The sequence below is a fragment of the Ornithinicoccus hortensis genome (genome assembly GCF_006716185.1).
GTDB lineage: Bacteria > Actinomycetota > Actinomycetes > Actinomycetales > Dermatophilaceae > Ornithinicoccus > Ornithinicoccus hortensis.
In genome coordinates this window covers 3281888-3300477 of record NZ_VFOP01000001.1, presented here as the reverse complement: position 1 = coordinate 3300477, position 18590 = coordinate 3281888, and the positions used below count along the sequence as shown (strand labels likewise).

Genomic DNA, 18590 nt, shown 5'->3' with positions numbered 1-18590 from the left:
GGTGCTAGTCCTCCTGGTGGGCGGTGGTGTCGGGGTCGGTCTCGGGGGCGCTGTCTGGGGTGTCCTCGGGCCCGCTCTCGGGCTCGCCGTCGACGGGGCCCTCGGGCACCAACCACAGCACCCCGAGGGGCGGGATGTTCAGCTCCACCGAGAACGGCTGCCCCTGGTGCCCGTTCTCCTGGGCGTGGACCTGGCCCAGGTTGCCGACGCCGCTGCCGCCGTAGTCGTGGGCGTCGGTGTTGACCAGTTCGCGCCAGGTGCCGCCGCGGGGCAGGCCCACCCGCACCCGGGAGCGCGGTTGACCGCCGAAGTTGGCGACCGCGACCAGCACCGGACGGTCCCCGTCCTCGAGGGGGTGCCCGTAGCGGATGTAGGCGAAGGTGTTGCCCCGTGCGTCGTCGGCCTCCAGCCACTGGAAGCCGGAGGGGTGGTCGTCCAGCTCCCACAGCGCCGGGGTGTCCCGGTAGGCCTGGTTCAGGTCGCGCACCAGGTGCTGCACGCCGACGTGGGCCGGTTGGTCCAGCAGCCACCAGTCCAGGCTGCGGCCGTCGGCCCACTCCGACTCCTGGGCGAACTCCTGCCCCATGAACAGCAGCTGCTTGCCGGGGTGGGACCACATGAAGGCCAGGTAGGCCCGCAGGTTGGCCAGCTGCTGCCAGCGGTCGCCGGCCATCTTGCGCAGCATCGAGCCCTTGCCGTGGACCACCTCGTCGTGGCTGATCGGCAGCACAAAGCGCTCGCTGAAGGCATACATCAGCGAGAAGGTGAGCTGGTGGTGGTGGTACTGCCGGTGGATCGGGTTGCGCGCCACGTAGTCGAGCGAGTCGTGCATCCACCCCATGTTCCACTTGAACCCGAAGCCGAGGCCGTCGTAGTCGGTGGGTCGGGTCACGCCCGGCCAGGAGGTGGACTCCTCGGCGATCGTGACGATGCCGGGGGTGCGCTTGTATGCCGTGGCGTTGGTCTCCTGGAGCAGCGCCACCGCCTCGAGGTTCTCCCGTCCGCCGAACCGGTTGGGGATCCACTGGCCCTCGTCGCGGGAGTAGTCCAGGTAGAGCATCGAGGCGACCCCGTCCACCCGCAGCCCGTCGGCGTGGAAGGACTCCAGCCAGAACAGGGCGTTGGCGACCAGGAAGTTGCGCACCTCGGGCCGGCCGAAGTCGAAGATGTAGGAACCCCACTCCGGGTGCCAGCCCTTGCGCGGGTCGGGGTGCTCGTAGATCGGGGTGCCGTCGAACCGGGCCAGCGCCCACGGGTCGGTGGCGAAGTGGCCGGGGACCCAGTCCAGGATTACCCCGATCCCGGCCTGGTGCAGCCGGTCGATGAGGTAGCGGAGGTCGTCGGGGGAGCCCAGCCGGGAGTCGGTCGCGTAGTAGCCGGTCACGTGGTAGCCCCAGGAGGGGCCGTAGGGGTGCTGCATCACCGGCATGAACTCCACGTGGGTGAACCCCATCTGGGCCACGTAGCTGACCAGCTGGTCGGCCAGCTCGCGGTAGGAGAGTCCGCGCCGCCACGAGGCCAGGTGCACCTCGTAGACGCTCATCGGGCCGCTGTGCGGGTCGCGCTCGGCCCGCCGCCGCAACCACTCGGCATCGCCCTCGCTCCACTCGTGGTGGCTGCGCGTGACGATGGAGGCCGAGGAGGGCGGCACCTCGGCGGCCTGGGCCATCGGGTCGGCCTTGAGCCGCCGGTGCCCGTCCGGGCCGGTGATGTCGAACTTGTAGCGGTTGCCCTCGCCGACGCCGGGGATGAACAGCTCCCACACCCCGGTGCTGCCCAGGATCCGCATCGGGTGCGCCGAGTTGTCCCACTGGTTGAAGTCGCCGACCACGTGCACCCCGCGGGCGTGCGGCGCCCACACCGCGAAGGAGGTGCCCCACACCTGGCCCAGCGGGCCGTCGTAGACCTGGATGTGGGCGCCGAGGACCTCCCACAACTGCTCGTGGCGTCCCTCGGAGAACAGGTGCCGGTCCATCTGCCCGAGCGTGGGCAGGAACCGGTAGGGCTCGTCCTGCAGGTGGGTGACGCCGTCGCCCCACTGCACCTCGAGCCGGTAGTCGGTGACCTCGGACTGGTCCAGCACCGCCACCCAGATGCCGTGCGTCTCGTGCTCCATCGGCACCCGCTCGTCGCCGGGCAGCAGCACCGTCACCGAGGCCGCCAACGGCCGGAGCGCGCGGACCGTCACTCCGCCGTCGTAGGGGTGCGCACCCAGCACCGAGTGCGGGTCGTTGTGCAGGCTGCGGACCAGGCGTTCGACGTCCTCGCCGGAGAGCGGCTTCACCGCGGGCCGGTGCTCCGCGCCGTCGCCGTCGCCGACTCCGTCGCTGTCCGGGCCATCGCCGCCGTTGTCCTGGTCCGCGTCGCCGGCTCCGGGGGCGTCACCGGCTTCGGCACCCGCCGTCTCCCCGGCAGGCCCGGGGGCGGACCCGTTGTCGGTGCTGTTAGTGCTGTCGGTGCTGTCGGCGCCCTCGGTACCGGCCGTCGGGGCGGCGCTCGCCGCGCCCGCCGCGGCAGGGCCGGGAGCGCCGGACTGCGCGGCAGCCGAGGAGGAGGGGGCCGCCTCGGCTGCCGCTGCTCGGGAGGTGTCGGCCCGTCGGGCCAGGAGGTCGGCCACGGCGTCCACCGGGATGCCGACCCAGGTCGGTCGGTTGCGGGCCTCGTAGACCACTTCGTAGAGCGCCTTGTCCACCTCGAGCGCGTCGAGCAACACGCTGTCGGTGTCGGGGTCGCCCGGCTCCCCGGTCGCTTCCTGCCGGTATCCCCGCAGGAAGGACTCGCGGCACGCGGCCGTCCAGCCGGTCCGGTCCAGCTGGCGCTCCTGGGCGAGGGTGCCCGAGACGTACCCGAACGAGCGGAGCATGCCGGCGACGTCGCGCAGCGCCAGGTCGGGTGCGGTGCGTTCGGTGAGGGCACGCAGCGGCTCGCCCTCGAAGTCGACCAGCACCCAGCCGCGGTCGGGGACGTCGAGCACCTGGCCCAGGTGGTAGTCCCCGTGGACCCGCTGGAGGTCCGGCCAGGGGGCCTGCCCCGCCTCGGCATACAACGCGTCGATCGCCTCGGAGTGCTCGGCGAGCGCCGGGACCTCGGTCAGGGCGGCGGCCTTGCGGGCGGCCATCCGGTCCAGCACCTGCGAGCGGGCCGCGTCGTCGACCGGGGTCGCCCCGAACGCCTCCCGCAGGGCGGCGTGCACCTGGGCGGTCGCCCGCCCCAGCTCCTCCGCCGGGCCGGCGAAGTCCTCGTCGTCCCCGGCCGCGACCAGCGCCCGGCGCCAGGCGTCCTCGACACCGGGCAGGAACTCCTGGACGAAGGCCAGGTGGCCGGTGACGCTCTCCCCGGTCGGGTCCGGCCAGGTCCCGGTGACCGAGCCGACCGGCGGGGGGACCAGGGTGCTGCCGGTCGCGGCGAGGGCGGACTGCACCGCGACGTCCGGGTTGTCGCCGGGGTGCAGCACCCGGAACACCTTGATGATCAGCGGGGCGTCCTCGCCCTCGGTCCTGACGATGATCGAGGTGTTGGACTGCTCGCCGGTCAGCACGGCGCTGCGGACCACGACGGGCCGCGTGCCCGGCTCGCCGACGGTCTGCCCGGTCGCGCCACCCTGCCCGGGGCTGCCTTCTCCGTCGGTGTCGCCGTCCCCGTCGGCCTCGGCCGTGCCGCCGGAGTGCACCAGGTCCAGCAGGGCCTGGACGTAGACCGGGTCGGCGGTGCCGTCATAGATGTAGCGGGTGCCGAGCTCGGAGTGCTCGGCGGTGGCCACCAGCGCGGTGTGCATGTCGTCCACGGGCGTGCTGCGGTAGGTGAGCGGCACCTGGTAGACGACCGGCTCGGGACCGGACTCGTCCAGCACCAGGTGCGTGTCGATGCCCACCTCGCCCGCCGGGTCCTGCAGCCGGAACCCCCCGATCCGCCGCAGCTGCGGGGAGCGGCCCTTGCCGGCATACCAGCGGCGTCCGGCCACCCAGGCGGGCAGGAACTCGGCGAAGCTCGGGGTCAGGGTGGCCATCGGGGTCACACTCCTTGGTCAGGGGTCAGGCCGAGCCAGAAGAAGTCTCGGGAACCCATGGTGAGCTGGATGGTCCCATCACTGGCGACGTGAGGGAAGCCCGTGCCGCCGAACAGGTCGACCGCGTCGGCCCCGCGCAGCGCCTCCGGCAGCAGGATCCGGGCGGCCTGGGGGCGGGAGGACAGGTTGTGCACGCAGAGCACGGCGGGGTGCCCCTCCACCTCCTCGGGGTTCACCGAGGCCGGCAGCACCCGCACGAACGGCAGGATCGCCTCGTTGTCGGACTCGCACAGGTGGAACTCGCCGAGCCCGAAGACCGCGTGCCGGGACCGGACCTGCAGCATGCCGCGCATCCAGTACAGCAGCGAGGACCCGGTGGCCATCTGGGCCTCGACGTTCACCCCGCCGAAGTGGTAGACGAGGCTGGAGACGACCGGCAGGTAGAGCTTGCCCGGGTCGGCGGTGGAGAAGCCGGCGTTGCGGTCAGGGGTCCACTGCATCGGGGTGCGGACCGCGTCCCGGTCCTGCAGCCAGATGTTGTCGCCCATCCCGATCTCGTCCCCGTAGTAGAGGCAGGGCGAGCCGGGCAGGCTCAACAGCAGCGCGTTGATCAGCTCGATCTCCTCGCGGGAGTTGTCCAGCAGCGGCGCGAGCCGCCGCCGGATGCCGATGTTGGCCCGCATCCGGGGGTCCGGGGCGTACCAGCCGTACATCGCGCTGCGCTCCTCGGGCGTGACCATCTCCAGGGTCAGCTCGTCGTGGTTGCGCAGGAAGGTGCCCCACTGGGTGCCCTCCGGGATGTCCGGGGTCTCCTCCAGCACGGTGCGGATCGGCTCGGCCTTCTCCTCGCGCAGCGCGTAGTAGAGCCGGGGCATCACCGGGAAGTGGAAGCACATGTGGCACTCCGGCGCCTCCGGGGTGCCGAAGTAGTCGACCACCTCGGCGGGCAGCTGGTTGGCCTCGGCCAGCAGCACCCGGCCGGGGTACTCGGCGTCGACCATCGCGCGCAGCTTGGCCAGGAACTCGTGGGTGCGGGGGAGGTTCTCGCAGTTGGTGCCCTCCTCCTCGAACAGGTAGGGGACCGCGTCCAGCCGGAACCCGTCGATGCCCATGTCCATCCAGAACCGGACGACGTCGAACATCGCCTCCTGGACGGCCTCGTTCTCGAAGTTCAGGTCCGGCTGGTGGGAGAAGAAGCGGTGCCAGAAGAACTGCCGGCGGACCGGGTCGAAGGTCCAGTTGGAGACCTCGGTGTCCACGAAGATGATCCGGGCGTCGGCATACCGGTCGTCGGTGTCGGACCAGACGTAGAAGTCGCCGAACGGTCCCTCCGGGTCGGACCGGGAGGCCTGGAACCACGGGTGCTGGTCGGAGGTGTGGTTCATCACCAGGTCGGTGATGATCCGGATGCCGCGGGCGTGCGCCTGGGAGATCAGCTCCTGGAAGTCCGGCAGCGTGCCGAACTCGGCCAGCACCGCCGTGTAGTCCGCCACGTCGTAGCCGCCGTCGCGCAGCGGCGAGGCGTAGAACGGCGGCAGCCACAGGCAGTCCACGCCGAGCCACTGCAGGTAGTCGAGCCGGTTGATCAGCCCGCCGAAGTCGCCCGACCCCGAGCCGGTCGAGTCGTCGAAGGCGCGCACCAGCACCTCGTAGAAGACCGCCTTCTTGAACCAGTCCGGGTCGTTCTTCAAGCCGGGTTGGTGCAGGTTGAGTCCCCGCAGCTGCATTCAGAACCTCCGTGCGTGGATGATGTGGACGGGCAGACCCTCGGCGCCGAGCCGCACGTAGTTGTGCGCGCTCCACTGCCACTGGTCGCCGGTGAGCAGGTCCTGGGCGACGAAGCCGTCGTGCCAGCCCAGCCCGAGCGCCGGCATGTCCAGGTGGACGTGGGTGTCCCGGGTCGAGTGCGGGTCCAGGTTGGCCACCACGATGATCACGTCCTGGTCCGACCCGTCGTGGGCCCCGCCGCCGCGTTTGGAGAAGACCAGGAAGTTCTCGTCGTCCGCGGCGTGGAAGTGGATGTTGCGCAACCAGTGCAGCGCCGGGTGCTCGCGCCGGATCTGGTTGAACCGGGTCAGGAACGGCGCCAGGTTGCGCCGGCCCTGGGCCTCGCCGGTGCCCTCCCACTCGCCGTCCAGGTCCCACCGACGGTTCTTGAACTCGTACTTCTCGTTGTCGACGTGCTCCTCGGCGCCGGGCCGGGCCACGTGCTCGCAGTGCTCGTAGCCGGTGTAGATGCCGTAGGTCGGCACCAGCGTCGCGGCGAGCGCGGCCCGCAGGATGAACGCGGTGGGTCCGCCGTACTGCATGTAAGGCGTGAGGATGTCGTGCGTGGTCGGCCAGAACGACGGCCGCATGTAGGTCGCCGCGTCGCCGGCCAGCTCGGTGACGTACTCGCGCAGTTCGTATGCCGAGTTGCGCCACGCGTAGTAGGTGTAGGACTGCTGGAAGCCGACCTTGGCCAGCGTGTGCATCATCGCCGGCTTGGTGAACGCCTCGGCCAGCCAGATCACGTCGGGGTGGTCCACCGCGACGTCGGCGATCAGCCACTGCCAGAACTCGACCGGCTTGGTGTGCGGGTTGTCGACCCGGAACACCTTGACGCCGTGGTCGATCCACACCTGGACGACTCGTCGCACCTCGGCGTAGATCGCCGCGGGGTCGTTGTCGAAGTTGAGCGGGTAGATGTCCTGGTACTTCTTCGGGGGGTTCTCCGCGTAGGCGATGGTGCCGTCCGCGCGGGTAGTGAAGAACTCCGGGTGCTCGGTGACCCACGGGTGGTCGGGAGCGGCCTGCAGCGCCAGGTCCAGCGCCACCTCCAGGCCCAGCTCGCCGGCCCGGGCGACGAAGGCGTCGAAGTCGTCCCAGTCGCCGAGCTCGGGGTGCAGCGCGTCGTGCCCGCCCTCCTCGGCGCCGATCGCATACGGGGACCCGGGGTCGTGCTCCTGGGCGTCGAGGGTGTTGTTGCGGCCCTTGCGGTTGATCCGGCCGATCGGGTGGACCGGGGTCAGGTAGACCACGTCGAAGCCCATCCCCGCGATCGCGGGCAGCCGCTCGGCGGCGGTGGTGAAGGTGCCGCTGGTCCAGAGCCCGGTCGTCGGGTCCTGGGTGGCGCCCTCGGAGCGGGGGAAGATCTCGTACCAGGCGCCGGTGAGGGCCAGCGGCCGCTCCACCCACCAGGCGTGGTCCGCGGACGGGCTGACCATGTCCCGCAACGGTGCGGCCTGCAACAGCTCGACCACGTCGGGCCCGGTGCCGGCGGCCAGCCGCGCCTTGACGGGCCGGTCGGTGTCGCGCAGCGCGGTGACGGCGTCCGTCAGCAGGGTGTCCTGCTCGGGGGAGCGGTCCACCTCGGTGCGGGCCCGCTCGAGCACCCGGGCGCCCTCCTCGAGCATCAGCTCGACGTCGACCCCGGCCTCGACCTTGATCGTGGCGTCGTGCCGCCAGGTGCCGTAGGGGTCGCTCCACCCCTCGACCCGGTAGGACCACACCCCCGGGCGGTCGGCATACACCTCGGTGCGCCAGTGGTTCAGGCCCGGGTTCACCAGGTGCATCCGGACGTGGTGCTCGGTCCCGTCGGGGTCGGTGAGCACCGCCGTCGCGTTCACCGCGTCGTGTCCCTCGCGGAACACCGTCGCGGTGAGCGGGAACAGCTCGTTGACCACGGACTTGGTGGGTCGCAGGCCGCCGTCGACGGCGGGGGAGACGGACTGGACCGGGATCCGGCCGATCGGGGTCTGTCCGACCAGGGTCAGGGAGTGCCGGTCGATGGGCGTGGCGGGGGTCGCCTCGGTGGCGTGGCGTTCGGTCACGTGGCCGACGCTACCGGTCCCCAGACGGCAGTGCACAAGGTTGCGCGGATCTGACCTATCCTCGGGCTCGTGAAGGCGATCCGTAGGCTCCATGTCGGCACCGTGCTCCCGACAGAGCTGTCCCCCCTGACCGAATTGGCCCTGAACCTGCGCTGGTGCTGGCACCTGCCCACGCAGGACCTGTTCCGGGGCATCGACCCCGAGCTGTGGGACTCGGTGCGGCACGATCCGGTGGCCATGCTCAGCGCGCTGGCGCCCGAGGACCTGGAGCGGTTGGCCGGCGACGCCGGGTTCGTCGCCCGGGTCCAGGAGGCCGGTGCCGAGTTGCAGCGCTACCTGACCGAGCCGCGCTGGTACCACCAGGCCGCGGAGGCCGCGGGCGAGGCGGGGCAGGAGGGCCAGGCCGAGGGCTTCCCCGAGGCGATCGCCTACTTCTCCCCGGAGTTCGGTATCACCGCCGCGCTGCCGCAGTACTCCGGCGGCCTGGGCATCCTGGCCGGTGACCACCTGAAGTCGGCCTCCGACCTCGGCGTGCCGATCGTCGGGCTCGGGCTGTTCTACAAGAGCGGCTACTTCCGGCAGCGGCTCAACGCCGACGGGTGGCAGCAGGAGTCCTACCCGGTGCTGGACCCCGACGACCTGCCGCTGTCGATGCTCCGGGAGGAGGACGGCACCCCGGCCGTGGTCTCCCTGGTCATGCCGGGCGGCGGACACCTGGACGCCTACGTGTGGCGGGCCCAGGTCGGCCGCGTGCCGCTGCTCCTGCTCGACTCCGACGTGGAGACCAACGAGCCCAGCAAGCGGGACCTGACCGACCGCCTCTACGGCGGTGGCGGGGACCAGCGGTTGCAGCAGGAGATGCTGCTCGGCATCGGTGGGGTACGGGCGCTGCGCCTGTGGTCCCGGCTCTCCGGGGCCGCCGTCCCGTCGGTCTACCACACCAACGAGGGGCACGCCGGCTTCCAGGGGATCGAGCGGATCAGCGAGCTGGTCGGCGACGGACTGGGCTTCGACGAGGCGCTGCGGGCGGTGCGGGCCAGCACGGTCTTCACCACGCACACCCCGGTCCCGGCCGGCATCGACCGGTTCGGGGTCAACCAGATCCAGCTGCACTTCGGCGGCCAGGCCGAGTTGCCCGGCGTCCCGGTCGACCGGCTGCTGGCGCTCGGTGCCGAGTCGTATGCCGGTGGGGACCCGGGCGTCTTCAACATGGCCGTGATGGGCCTGCGGCTGGGGCAGCGGGCCAATGGCGTCTCCCAGCTGCACGGCGAGGTCTCCCGCGGCATGTTCAACGGCCTGTGGCCGGGCTTCGACGACGCCGAGGTGCCGATCGGCTCGATCACCAACGGCGTGCACGCGGGCACCTGGGTGGACCGCAAGGTCCAGTCCCTGGCCCGGGAGTTCCTGGGGGACGCGGCCTTCGGTCCGGACCCGTGGCCGCGGGCCGGCCAGGTGCCGGCCGACCGGATCTGGGCGACCAAGCGCGAGCTGCGCCAGCAGCTGGTGGACAACGCCCGGAACCGGTTGCGCAAGTCGCTGCGGCACCGCGGCTCCACCGCCGCGGAGCTCGGGTGGGTGGACGACGTGCTCGACCCGGACGCGCTGACCATCGGCTTCGCCCGGCGGGTGCCGACATACAAGCGGTTGACCCTGATGCTGCGCGACCCCGAGCGGCTGGCCAAGATCCTGCTCGACCCCGACCGTCCGGTGCAGCTGGTCATCGCGGGCAAGGCGCACCCGGCCGACGACACCGGCAAGAAGCTCATCCAGGAGATGGTGCGGTTCACCGACGACCCGGAGTTCCGCCGGCGGATCGTGTTCCTGCCCAACTACGACATCGCGATGGCCCAGCGGCTCTACCCGGGGTGCGACGTGTGGCTGAACAACCCGCTGCGCCCGTTCGAGGCGTGCGGCACCTCCGGGATGAAGGCGGCGCTGAACGGCGCGCTGAACCTGTCCATCCTGGACGGCTGGTGGGACGAGTGGTTCGACGGCCAGAACGGGTGGGCGATCCCCACCGCCGACGGCGTCGAGGACCCGGAGCGGCGCGACGACCTGGAGGCCTCCGCGCTCTACGACCTGCTGGAGAACTCGGTCGTGCCGACCTTCTACGAGCGCGACGAGCAAGGCGTCCCGACCCGGTGGCTGGAGATGATCACGCACACCCTGTCCACCCTGGGCCCGAAGGTGATGGCCGACCGGATGGTCCGGGACTACACCCAGGACCTCTACCTGCCGGCCGCCCGCGCCGGGTGGGCCGTCTCGCGCGAGGACTTCGCCGGGGCCCGCAGCCTGGCCGGCTACGTCCAGCGGCTGCAGGCCGAGTGGCCCAAGGTGCGGGTCGACCACGTCGAGGCCGAGGGCGTCGGGGACACCCCGCAGCTCGGTGAGACCGTCACCGTCCGCGCCTACGTCGCCCTGGGCGACCTGGCCCCTGACGACGTGCAGGTCCAGGTGGCCTTCGGTCGCGCCTCCGAGGACGACGAGCTCGCCGACGTGGAGACCAGCGCGCTGGAGTTCACCGAGTCCTACGAGGGCGGCCGGCACCGGTTCGACGGTCATCTGCGGCTCTCCCGCACCGGCTCCCTCGGCTGGACCGTCCGGGTCCTCCCGGCCCACCCGCTCCTGTCCTCGGTCGCCGAGCTGGGTCTGGTCGCCAACCCGTAGCCACAGTCGGAAGGGCGCCGGCCACGCCCGGCGCTCCTCCGTGCCCCCACGTCCGCACCCCGCCCCGCACGCCGCCCAGCCGGCGTGCGCGGCCGGTGCGGGTGAGCACGTCGCCGAGTGGACGCGTTGTTGCCGCTCCTGGCGCCGAAAGTGCGAATAACGCGTGCAGTCGGCGCTTTCCGGTCCTGGCCGGCCGGGTTGACGCACTCTCCTGTGGACGACGCTGACCCTGGCGGGCCCAACCGGGGCAGGCTGTCGTGGTGTCCACACCTGAGTCGCTGCCGGGTCCCGCGGCCGGTCCGCGCCGACGCCCCGGTTTCGTCCTGGCGCCCTTCACCCACCACCGGGCGAGGGAGGCGGGCATCGGCCGCAGGGCGCTGGAGTCGCCCGAGTTCCGGATGCTCCTGCGGGGGATCTACGTCTCGGCCGCGGTCACGGTAGACGCCCGGGTGGAGGCACAGGCGGCACTGCTGGCAGCACGGGACGGTGCCTTTGTGACCCACCAGACCGCGGCCCGGCTCTGGGGCGGCGTCGTGCCGCACTCCCCGGCCCTCCATGTCGGGGTCGGTCGAGGGACGCGCCGGGCGCGGCGTCGGGACCTCGTCGTGCACGAGTCTTCGCGCACGCCGTGGACGTTCCGCACCCTGCGGGTGACCTCGCCCCTGGATACCTTCCTCGACCTTGCGACGAGCCTGCACCTGGTGGACCTAGTGATCCTGGGCGACAGCCTGGTGCGGCGGGAGCGGTTCACACCGGTGGAACTGGTGCGGCACTGTGCGGGAGCCACCGGTCGCGGCGTGCGCGTGGCCCGGCGTGCGGCCGGGCTGGTCCGCGCCGGCGTCGACTCGCCGATGGAGACCCGGTCGCGGATGCTCCGGGTCCTGTCGGGGTTGCCCGAGCTCGAGACGGACATCAGGTTCAGCGACGCGCATGGCAGGCTCCTGCGTCGGCTCGACGCGGGTGACCGGGCGACGCGCACGGCCGTGGAGTACGACGGTCGTCAGCACATCGAACGCGAGCAGGCCTGGGAGGCCGATATCGGCCGCCGTGAGGAGTTCGAGGATGAGGAGTGGCGGATCATCACCCTGGTCAGCAGAGACATCTACGCGTCACCCGAGGCAACGGTCGACCGGTTGCGCCGCATCTTCCGCAAGCGGGGGATCCCGCTGGGCCGACCCAGCGAGGAGTGGCGCCGTCACTTCCCGGGACGGAGCTGATCCGCCACCTGCCCGCGAGCCGGCTCAATCGTCCCGAATGGACGCGTTGTGCACGGAATCCAGCTCAGAACCGGCAATACCGGGTCCACTCGGCGCACCCAGGCCGTGCGGGCGCAGCAACAGCGTCGATCGGGGAGCCACCAGGAAGGTGTTGGCCCCTTCACCGGTTGGTGCCTCGTCGACGCCTTCAATGTCGTCCGTCACGGCCTCGCCCGGGCGCTCCCACGTGCTGTCCCAGAGCACCTGCGCGCCGGTCAGCCCCTCGACCTCGGGCAGGCGCACGGTGATCTGCGAGGCGCCGGAGTGCAGCACCAGCAGCACCGCGTCGTCCTCGCCGTTGGAGTCCTCCAGCAGCGCCACCACCGTGCAGCGCGCGGGGTCGGCCCACTCCGCGGGGCTGAGCACGTGGCCCTCGGGGGCGAACCACCGCACGCGGGCCCGCCCCGGCTCAGGGTCGAACCGCGGGAAGTCCACCGGTCGGAGCGCACGGTGCTCCCGCCGTAGCGCGGTCAGCGCCGCCACGGTCGCCCGCAGGTCCTCCGCCTCCGCGGACACCTCCCAGTCCACCCAGCTCGTCTCGTTGTCCTGGCAGTAGGCGTTGTTGTTCCCGCCCTGGGTCCGGCCGATCTCGTCGCCGGCGGTCAGCATCGGCACCCCGGCGCTGAACAGGGTGGTGGCCAGCAGGTTGCGCACCGACCGGCGCCGCGCCGCCAGCACCTCCGGGTCCTGTGTGGGCCCCTCGACGCCGTGGTTCCAGCTGCGGTTGTCGCCGTGGCCGTCCCGGTTGTCCTCGCCGTTGGCCTCGTTGTGCTTCTCCTCGTATGCCGTGGTGTCGGCGAGCGTGAACCCGTCGTGGGCGGTCACGTAGTTCACCGAGGCGATCGGCCCCCGGTCCTCGAGCGCGAACATGTCCTCCGAGCCGGTGATCCGGGTGGCCAACTCCCCGATGCCGTGCCGCGTCTGACCGGCCGCCCCGCGGGCCGAGTCGGCCAGCCAGAAGGTGCGCACGGTGTCCCGGAACCGGTCGTTCCACTCGGCGAACGGTGGCGGGAACTGCCCGGTGCGCCAGCCGTGCACGCCGATGTCCCACGGCTCGGCGATGAGCTTGACCCGGGACAGCACCGGGTCGGTGCGCAGCGCCACGTGGAAGGCGTGGTCCGGGTCGTAGGCGTCGTCCCGCCCGCGCGCCAGGGCCGGCGCCAGGTCGAACCGGAAGCCGTCCACGTGGTACTCGGTCACCCAGTGCCGCAACGAGTCCAGCGCCATCTTGGCCACCATGGGACGCCGCAGGTCGACCGTGTTGCCGCAGCCGGTCACGTCGATGTCCCGGCCCCGTTCGTCCAGCCGGTAGTAGGTCGCGTTGTCCAGCCCGCGCCAGCTCAGCGTCGCCCCGCTGTCGGCGCCCTGCTCGGCGGTGTGGTTGTAGACCACGTCGAGCACCACCTCGATGCCCGCGGCGTGCAGCGCCCGCACGGCACCCTTGACCTCCTCGACCACGCCCTGCGGGTCCCGGCTCACGGCATACGGGGCGTGCGGGGCGAAGAACCCGAGGGTGTTGTACCCCCAGTAGTTGCTCAGCCCCAGCTGCACCAGCCGCGGCTCGTGGGTGAAGGCGTGGACCGGCAGCAGCTCCAGCGTCGTCACGCCCAGCCCGGTGAGGTGGTCCAGGATGGCGGGGTGCCCGAGCGCCGCGTAGGTCCCGCGCAGCTCTTCCGGCACGTCCGGGTGGCGCATCGTCAGCCCCCGCACGTGCGCCTCGTAGACGACCGTCTGCGACCAGGGCACCTCCGGCCGGACGTCCTGCCCCCAGTCGAAGGAGTGGTCCACCACCACCGAGCGCGGGACGTATGCCGAGCTGTCCCGTCCGTCGGGTACCTCGCCGTCGCCCGACCACTGCTCGTCGACCGTGTGGCCGTAGACCTCCGGCCCCCAGCGGACCTGCCCGTCCAGCGCCCCGGCATACGGGTCGAGCAGCAGCTTGGCGGGATTGTGCCGGTGGCCGTCGGTCGGGGACCACGGCCCGTGCGCCCGGTAGCCGTAGCGCTGCCCCGGTCCCATCCCGGGCACGTGGTCCCACCAGATGCCGTAGGCGGTGTGGGTCAGCGGGACCCGGTGCTCCCGGCCCTCCGCGTCGAAGAGGCACAGGTCGACGGCGGTGGCGTGCCGGGCGAAGACGGCCACCCACGCGCCGTCGACGTCCAGGGTCACTCCCAACCGGGGCGGGACATCGGTGGACCGGCGGGGGGCTGACATGGAGATCAGCCTAGGGAGTAGGTACGTTTGAACCCATGACCGACCCGACTTCGCTGCCCAACTTCCCCCCGCCGCCCGAGGAGCACCCGCTGCGCGGCAGGGTCCTGGACGCACTCCAGGACCTGCAGATGAGCCCCGACCTGGACAGCGCGGGAGACGTGAAGTTCACCTCGCGCGACCAGCAGCTCTTCGTCCGCTGCCTCAAGGGCGGGCAGGTCGACATCATGCGCACCTTCGGCCAGTGGAAGATCGCCGACACCGTGCCGGGTGACATGCTGACCCGCCTCAACGCCTGCAACGACGTCACCCTCGGGGTGAACCTGGTCAAGGCCGGGATCGCCGCCGGCAACCTGGTGCTGAGCGTCGAGCAGGTGATCGCCAAGAACGAGGACCCCAAGGGCAAGCTGCAGATCGCGACCGGCCTGATCCTGCAGGCGGTCGCCCTGTGGCACAAGAACGCCGTGTCCAAGTCCGAGCGGGAGGCGGCCCTCGAGGCCGGGGAGGAGCCGCCGGTCGCCCAGGACGAGAAGGGCAAGACCTCCCAGGTCGGACCGTGGCTGTCCGAGGGGGTCCGGCCGCGGGACGAGGGCGACTCGGCATGAGCGAGTTCGTCCGGGTCGAGGTGGCCGACGGCATCGCCACCGTGCGGATCGACCGGCCCAAGATGAACCCCCTCGACATCGAGGTGCAGGACGCGCTGGGGGAGGCGGCGGCACAGGTGTCCGCCGATCCCGACGTGGCCGCCGTCATCTTCTGGGGCGGGGAGAAGGTCTTCGCCGCCGGCGCGGACATCAAGGAGATGCAGGACATGTCCTACCCGGACATGGTCAAGCGCGCCACCGAGATCCAGGAACGGTTCACCGCCGTCGCGCGGATCCCGAAGCCGACGGTCGCCGCGATCACCGGCTATGCACTCGGTGCCGGCTGCGAGCTGGCGATGTGCTGCGACTTCCGGATCGCCGCCGAGGACGCCAAGCTCGGTCAGCCCGAGGTGCTGCTGGGGGTCACCCCCGGCGCCGGCGGCACCCAGCGGCTGCCCCGCCTGGTCGGCCCGGCCAAGGCCAAGGACCTGCTCTTCTCCGGGCGGATGGTGGACGCCGCCGAGGCGCTGGCGATCGGCCTGGTCGACGAGGTCGTGCCCGCCGACGCGGTCTACGACACGGCCCGGGAGCGGATGGCGCGCTACGTCGGGGGCCCCGCCCTCGCGCTGCGCGGCATCAAGGAGGCCGTCGACCGCGGGATGGAGGTCGACCTCGACACCGGCCTGGCGATGGAGGCGGCCCAGTTCGCCGGCACCTTCGCCACCGAGGACCGGGCGATCGGGATGACCTCGTTCGTCCAGCACGGCCCCGGGAAGGCCGAGTTCACCGGCCGCTGACCGCCCCTCACCTCACCTCACCTCAGGCGCAGGATTATCGGGTTACCCGATAATCCTGCGCCTCGTTGCGGGACCTTCCCGGTCGATAGCGCCAGGTTCCGGGGTGAAGCGATCCCGAACCTGGCCGGGCTAGGTCGTTGACCTAACTAGGTTGACTCGCTGACTAGTCAGACATACTGTGTAGCCATGCGCGGCGAGGAAGCCTGGCCCAGCGAGTGGCTGCGCGGGGTCCTGGGGGTCTGCGTGCTGCGGATCCTGGAGGACGGCGCCACCTACGGCTACGCCATCGCGACCCGGCTCGCCGGGGCGGGGCTGGGCACGGTCAAGGGCGGCACGCTCTACCCGCTGCTCACCCGGCTCGAGGCGGCCGGACACGTCGAGGTGGAGTGGCGCCCGGGCGAGGGAGGTCCGGGACGCAAGTTCTACGCCCTGACCGAGGCCGGGCGCGCCGAGGCCGCCCGCCGGGCCGGCGACTGGGGACGATTCGCACACCTGACCCTCGCGCTCATCGACCCACCGACATCCACCAGCGAGAGGCCAGCGCGATGAACGACACCGACGACCGGACGGCCCGGACCGGCCAGACCGGCCAGACCGGCCAGACTCCCCGGAGAGGCCAGACCGGCCCGGAACGCAACGTCCATACCCCGCACATCGACGCATCCTGGCGGGAGGCGTTCGTCCTCGAGCAACGGCTGGCGGACGTGCCGGGCGACCGGATCGGGGACGCCCTGGCCACGGTCGACGCGCACTGCGCCGAGTCTGGGGAGGACGTGCACGCCGCGTTCGGGGACCCGGTCGGCTATGCCCGGTCGCTGCTGGCCGACGGGGGAGGGCCGAGCAGCTCGATCCGCCCCAGGACCGCCGTCGGCCTCCTCCTGGGCCTGATCGGCCTGGTGGCGGTGACCCGCGCGGTCAACGCCTGGGTGGCCGACCCGGCGGTGCAGGTGACGGTCGGGGACCTGGTCGCGACGGGGCTCGCCCTAGCGCTCACGGCCGCGGTCGTGCTCCGGTCGGGCCCCGTGCTGGCCTGGATGGTCCGGCACCAGGCCCTGGTGCTCGTCCTGCCCTTCGCGGTGCTGGTCGCGCTCATCGTGCCGCAGGTGCTCTTGCGCGACATCGTCGCCGAGCCGTCCTGGCTCGCGGTGGGCGCCGTGGGGCTGGTGGCATTGACCCTGCAGGTCGTGCTGACCTGTGCCGACCTGGCCCGTCCCGACCCGATCACCGACCCGCGGGACGGGGCGCCGCGCCGGTCCTCCGGGGGCTGGATCTTCGCCTTCATCTTCCCGTTGCTGACAGTGCTCGTCCTCGCGGTCGACGCCGTGATCCGGGTCCTGCAGTAGGTCCGCACCGGTTCCGGGGCGGTTTGCGCCCGGCAACCCGATGTGCGTCGGGGCCGTGGCGGGTGCGAAGATGACCGCACATCGCCACCATCTGTGCAAAGGGACGTGAGACGTGAACATCGCTGTGTTGGTCAAGCATGTGCCGGACGCCCAGTCCGACCGGTCGTTCGAGGACGACTTCACCACGGACCGGGACGCCGTCGACGGGTTGTTGTCCGAGCTGGACGAGTATGCGGTGGAGGAGGCCCTCAAGCTCGCGGAGGACGGCGAGGGTGAGGTCGTCGTGCTCACGATGGGGCCGGAGCGGGCCGCCGACGCGTTGAAGAAGGCGCTGCAGATGGGGGCGGACCGTGGGGTCCACGTGCTGGACGAGGCGTTGGCCGGTTCGGACGCGCTGGCGACCTCCCTGGTGCTGGCCTCGGCGATCCAGAAGCTGGAGGGGATCGACCTGGTGCTGACCGGGTTCGCCTCGACCGACGGGACGATGAGTGTGCTGCCGGCGATGCTGGCCGAGCGGTTGGGGCTGCCGCAGGTGACCGTGGCCTCCGAGCTGACGGTGGACGGGTCGACGGTGCGGATCCGTCGGGACGGGGACGCGGCGTCGGAGACGATCGAGGCCTCGCTGCCGGCGGTGGTGTCGGTGACCGACCAGATCAACGAGCCGCGCTACCCCTCGTTCAAGGGCATCATGGCGGCGAAGAAGAAGCCGGTGGAGACCTGGTCGCTGGCCGACCTGGGGGTCGAGGCCGGGCAAGTCGGGCTGGACGCCGCCTGGTCCAAGGTGCAGTCGATCGAGGCGCGGCCGCCGCGCACGGCCGGTGAAGTCGTGACCGACGAGGGCGAGGGCGGCAAGGCCCTGGCCGCGTTCCTGGCCTCCCGCAAGTTCATCTGAGTCGACCCCGAACGGATAAGGAAGTAGCAAGTCATGGCTGAAGTTCTCGTTCTGGTCGACCACGTCGACGGTGCGGTGCGTAAGAGCACGGCGGAGATGTTGACCGCGGCGACCCGTCTGGGGGAGGCCTCGGCGGTGTATGTCGGGGCCGGCGCGGAGAAGATCGCGCCGCTGTTGGGGCGGTTCGGTGCGCACAAGGTGTATGCGGTGGACTCCCCGGAGGTGACCGGTTACCTGGTGGCCCCGGTGGCCGAGGTGCTGGCCCAGCTGGTGGAGAAGACCTCCCCGGCCGCGGTGCTGGTGCCCTCGAACGCCGAGGGCAAGGAGATCGCGGCCCGGTTGGCGGTGAAGACCGAGTCCGGTCTGGTGACCGATGCGGTGGACGTGGCGCCTGGTGAGGGTGGGGTGCAGACCACGCAGTCGGTCTTCGCGGGGAACTACACGGTGACCTCCCTGGTGACCCACGGGTCGCCGGTCATCACGGTGAAGGCGAACTCGATGCCGGTGGCCGAGGCTCCCTCGCCCGGGACCGTCGAGGCCGTCGAGGTGTCGGTGTCCGACGCGGCGAAGGCGGCGAAGATCACCGAGACCAAGCCGAAGGAGAAGTCGGGTCGTCCGCAGCTGACCGAGGCCCCGATCGTGGTCTCCGGTGGTCGTGGCACGGCCGGTGACTTCGGTCCGGTGGAGGAGTTCGCCGACAGCCTGGGGGCTGCGGTGGGCGCCTCCCGCGCGGCGGTCGACGCCGGGTGGTACCCGCACTCCTCCCAGGTCGGGCAGACCGGTGTGCAGGTGTCCCCGCAGCTGTATGTCGCGGCCGGCATCTCCGGGGCGATCCAGCACCGGGCCGGGATGCAGACCTCCAAGACGATCGTCGCGGTGAACAAGGACCCCGAGGCCCCGATCTTCGAGCTGGTCGACTTCGGCGTCGTCGGCGACCTGTTCCAGGTCCTGCCGCAGGCCACCGCCGAGGTGAAGTCCCGCAAGGGCTGACCGCGGCGGTCCCCGTCGCGAGGTCCCGGCGC

The 18590-nt window shown here is 71.6% G+C and carries 12 protein-coding genes; 8 read left to right on the top strand and 4 right to left on the bottom strand.

The genetic code is table 11. The annotated features are described in order from the left end of the window. Nucleotides 1-4: 4 nt before the first annotated feature. From glgB to FB467_RS15420, 3 genes are read right to left on the bottom strand one after another with little or no spacing between them, the layout of a single operon-like run. Nucleotides 5-4006, bottom strand: coding sequence for a 1,4-alpha-glucan branching protein GlgB (gene glgB / locus FB467_RS15430; protein WP_141785887.1), 4002 nt, complete (start codon nt 4004-4006; stop codon nt 5-7). A gap of 5 nt (nt 4007-4011) precedes the next feature. Next, nucleotides 4012-5733: a maltose alpha-D-glucosyltransferase gene (gene treS, locus FB467_RS15425; RefSeq protein ID WP_228393317.1), complete on the bottom strand. Its 1722-nt coding sequence runs from the start codon at nt 5731-5733 to the stop codon at nt 4012-4014. Beyond that, nucleotides 5734-7818 (bottom strand): alpha-1,4-glucan--maltose-1-phosphate maltosyltransferase, encoded by a 2085-nt coding sequence (locus FB467_RS15420; RefSeq protein WP_425325839.1) that lies wholly within the window; start codon nt 7816-7818, stop codon nt 5734-5736. Nucleotides 7819-7887: 69 nt separating this feature from the next. Between FB467_RS15420 and glgP the strand changes: the two genes are divergently transcribed. Then, complete coding sequence (glgP, locus tag FB467_RS15415; RefSeq protein WP_141785885.1) at nt 7888-10485, top strand: alpha-glucan family phosphorylase; 2598 nt, start codon at nt 7888-7890, stop codon at nt 10483-10485. 260 nt (nt 10486-10745) lie between these two features. Beyond that, entirely contained in the window at nt 10746-11702 is a 957-nt protein-coding gene (locus tag FB467_RS15410) for a hypothetical protein (protein ID WP_141785884.1), read from the top strand. A 24-nt stretch (nt 11703-11726) separates the two neighbouring features. Here the strand turns inward: FB467_RS15410 and glgX are convergent, their stop codons facing one another. Next, complete coding sequence (gene glgX, locus FB467_RS15405) at nt 11727-13955, bottom strand: glycogen debranching protein GlgX (protein WP_141785883.1); 2229 nt, start codon at nt 13953-13955, stop codon at nt 11727-11729. Between the two features lie 35 nt (nt 13956-13990). Here glgX and FB467_RS15400 point away from each other — a divergent pair, with 35 nt between their 5' ends. The 6 genes from FB467_RS15400 to FB467_RS15375 all read left to right on the top strand — a co-directional run bounded on the left by FB467_RS15400 (nt 13991) and on the right by FB467_RS15375 (nt 18558). Continuing rightward, a complete protein-coding gene (locus FB467_RS15400) occupies nt 13991-14557 on the top strand; it encodes a hypothetical protein (RefSeq protein ID WP_194288339.1) in 567 nt (188 codons plus the stop codon). Next, entirely contained in the window at nt 14554-15333 is a 780-nt protein-coding gene (locus tag FB467_RS15395) for an enoyl-CoA hydratase/isomerase family protein (RefSeq protein ID WP_141785882.1), read from the top strand. Before FB467_RS15400 ends, FB467_RS15395 begins: the two co-directional genes overlap by 4 nt. Before the next feature lie 186 nt (nt 15334-15519). Then, on the top strand, nt 15520-15882 hold the full coding sequence (locus tag FB467_RS15390) for a PadR family transcriptional regulator (protein WP_141785881.1): 363 nt from the start codon (nt 15520-15522) through the stop codon (nt 15880-15882). Then, a complete protein-coding gene (locus FB467_RS15385; protein WP_141785880.1) occupies nt 15879-16676 on the top strand; it encodes a hypothetical protein in 798 nt (265 codons plus the stop codon). The genes FB467_RS15390 and FB467_RS15385 overlap by 4 nt, the downstream gene beginning before the upstream one ends. A gap of 112 nt (nt 16677-16788) precedes the next feature. Further along, nucleotides 16789-17568, top strand: coding sequence for an electron transfer flavoprotein subunit beta/FixA family protein (locus FB467_RS15380; RefSeq protein WP_141785879.1), 780 nt, complete (start codon nt 16789-16791; stop codon nt 17566-17568). A 33-nt stretch (nt 17569-17601) separates the two neighbouring features. Then, nucleotides 17602-18558, top strand: coding sequence for an electron transfer flavoprotein subunit alpha/FixB family protein (locus tag FB467_RS15375; RefSeq protein WP_141785878.1), 957 nt, complete (start codon nt 17602-17604; stop codon nt 18556-18558). Nucleotides 18559-18590: the final 32 nt, after the last annotated feature.

Bases quoted from the DNA above. Each gene is read 5' to 3' on its own strand.
- glgB (WP_141785887.1), bottom strand. From the start codon at position 4,006: ATGGCCACCCTGACCCCGAGCTTCGCCGAGTTCCTGCCCGCCTGGGTG.
- treS (WP_228393317.1), bottom strand. From the start codon at position 5,733: ATGCAGCTGCGGGGACTCAACCTGCACCAACCCGGCTTGAAGAACGAC.
- glgX (WP_141785883.1), bottom strand. From the start codon at position 13,955: ATGTCAGCCCCCCGCCGGTCCACCGATGTCCCGCCCCGGTTGGGAGTG.
- FB467_RS15400 (WP_194288339.1), top strand. From the start codon at position 13,991: ATGACCGACCCGACTTCGCTGCCCAACTTCCCCCCGCCGCCCGAGGAG.
- FB467_RS15395 (WP_141785882.1), top strand. From the start codon at position 14,554: ATGAGCGAGTTCGTCCGGGTCGAGGTGGCCGACGGCATCGCCACCGTG.
- FB467_RS15390 (WP_141785881.1), top strand. From the start codon at position 15,520: ATGCGCGGCGAGGAAGCCTGGCCCAGCGAGTGGCTGCGCGGGGTCCTG.
- FB467_RS15385 (WP_141785880.1), top strand. From the start codon at position 15,879: ATGAACGACACCGACGACCGGACGGCCCGGACCGGCCAGACCGGCCAG.
- FB467_RS15375 (WP_141785878.1), top strand. From the start codon at position 17,602: ATGGCTGAAGTTCTCGTTCTGGTCGACCACGTCGACGGTGCGGTGCGT.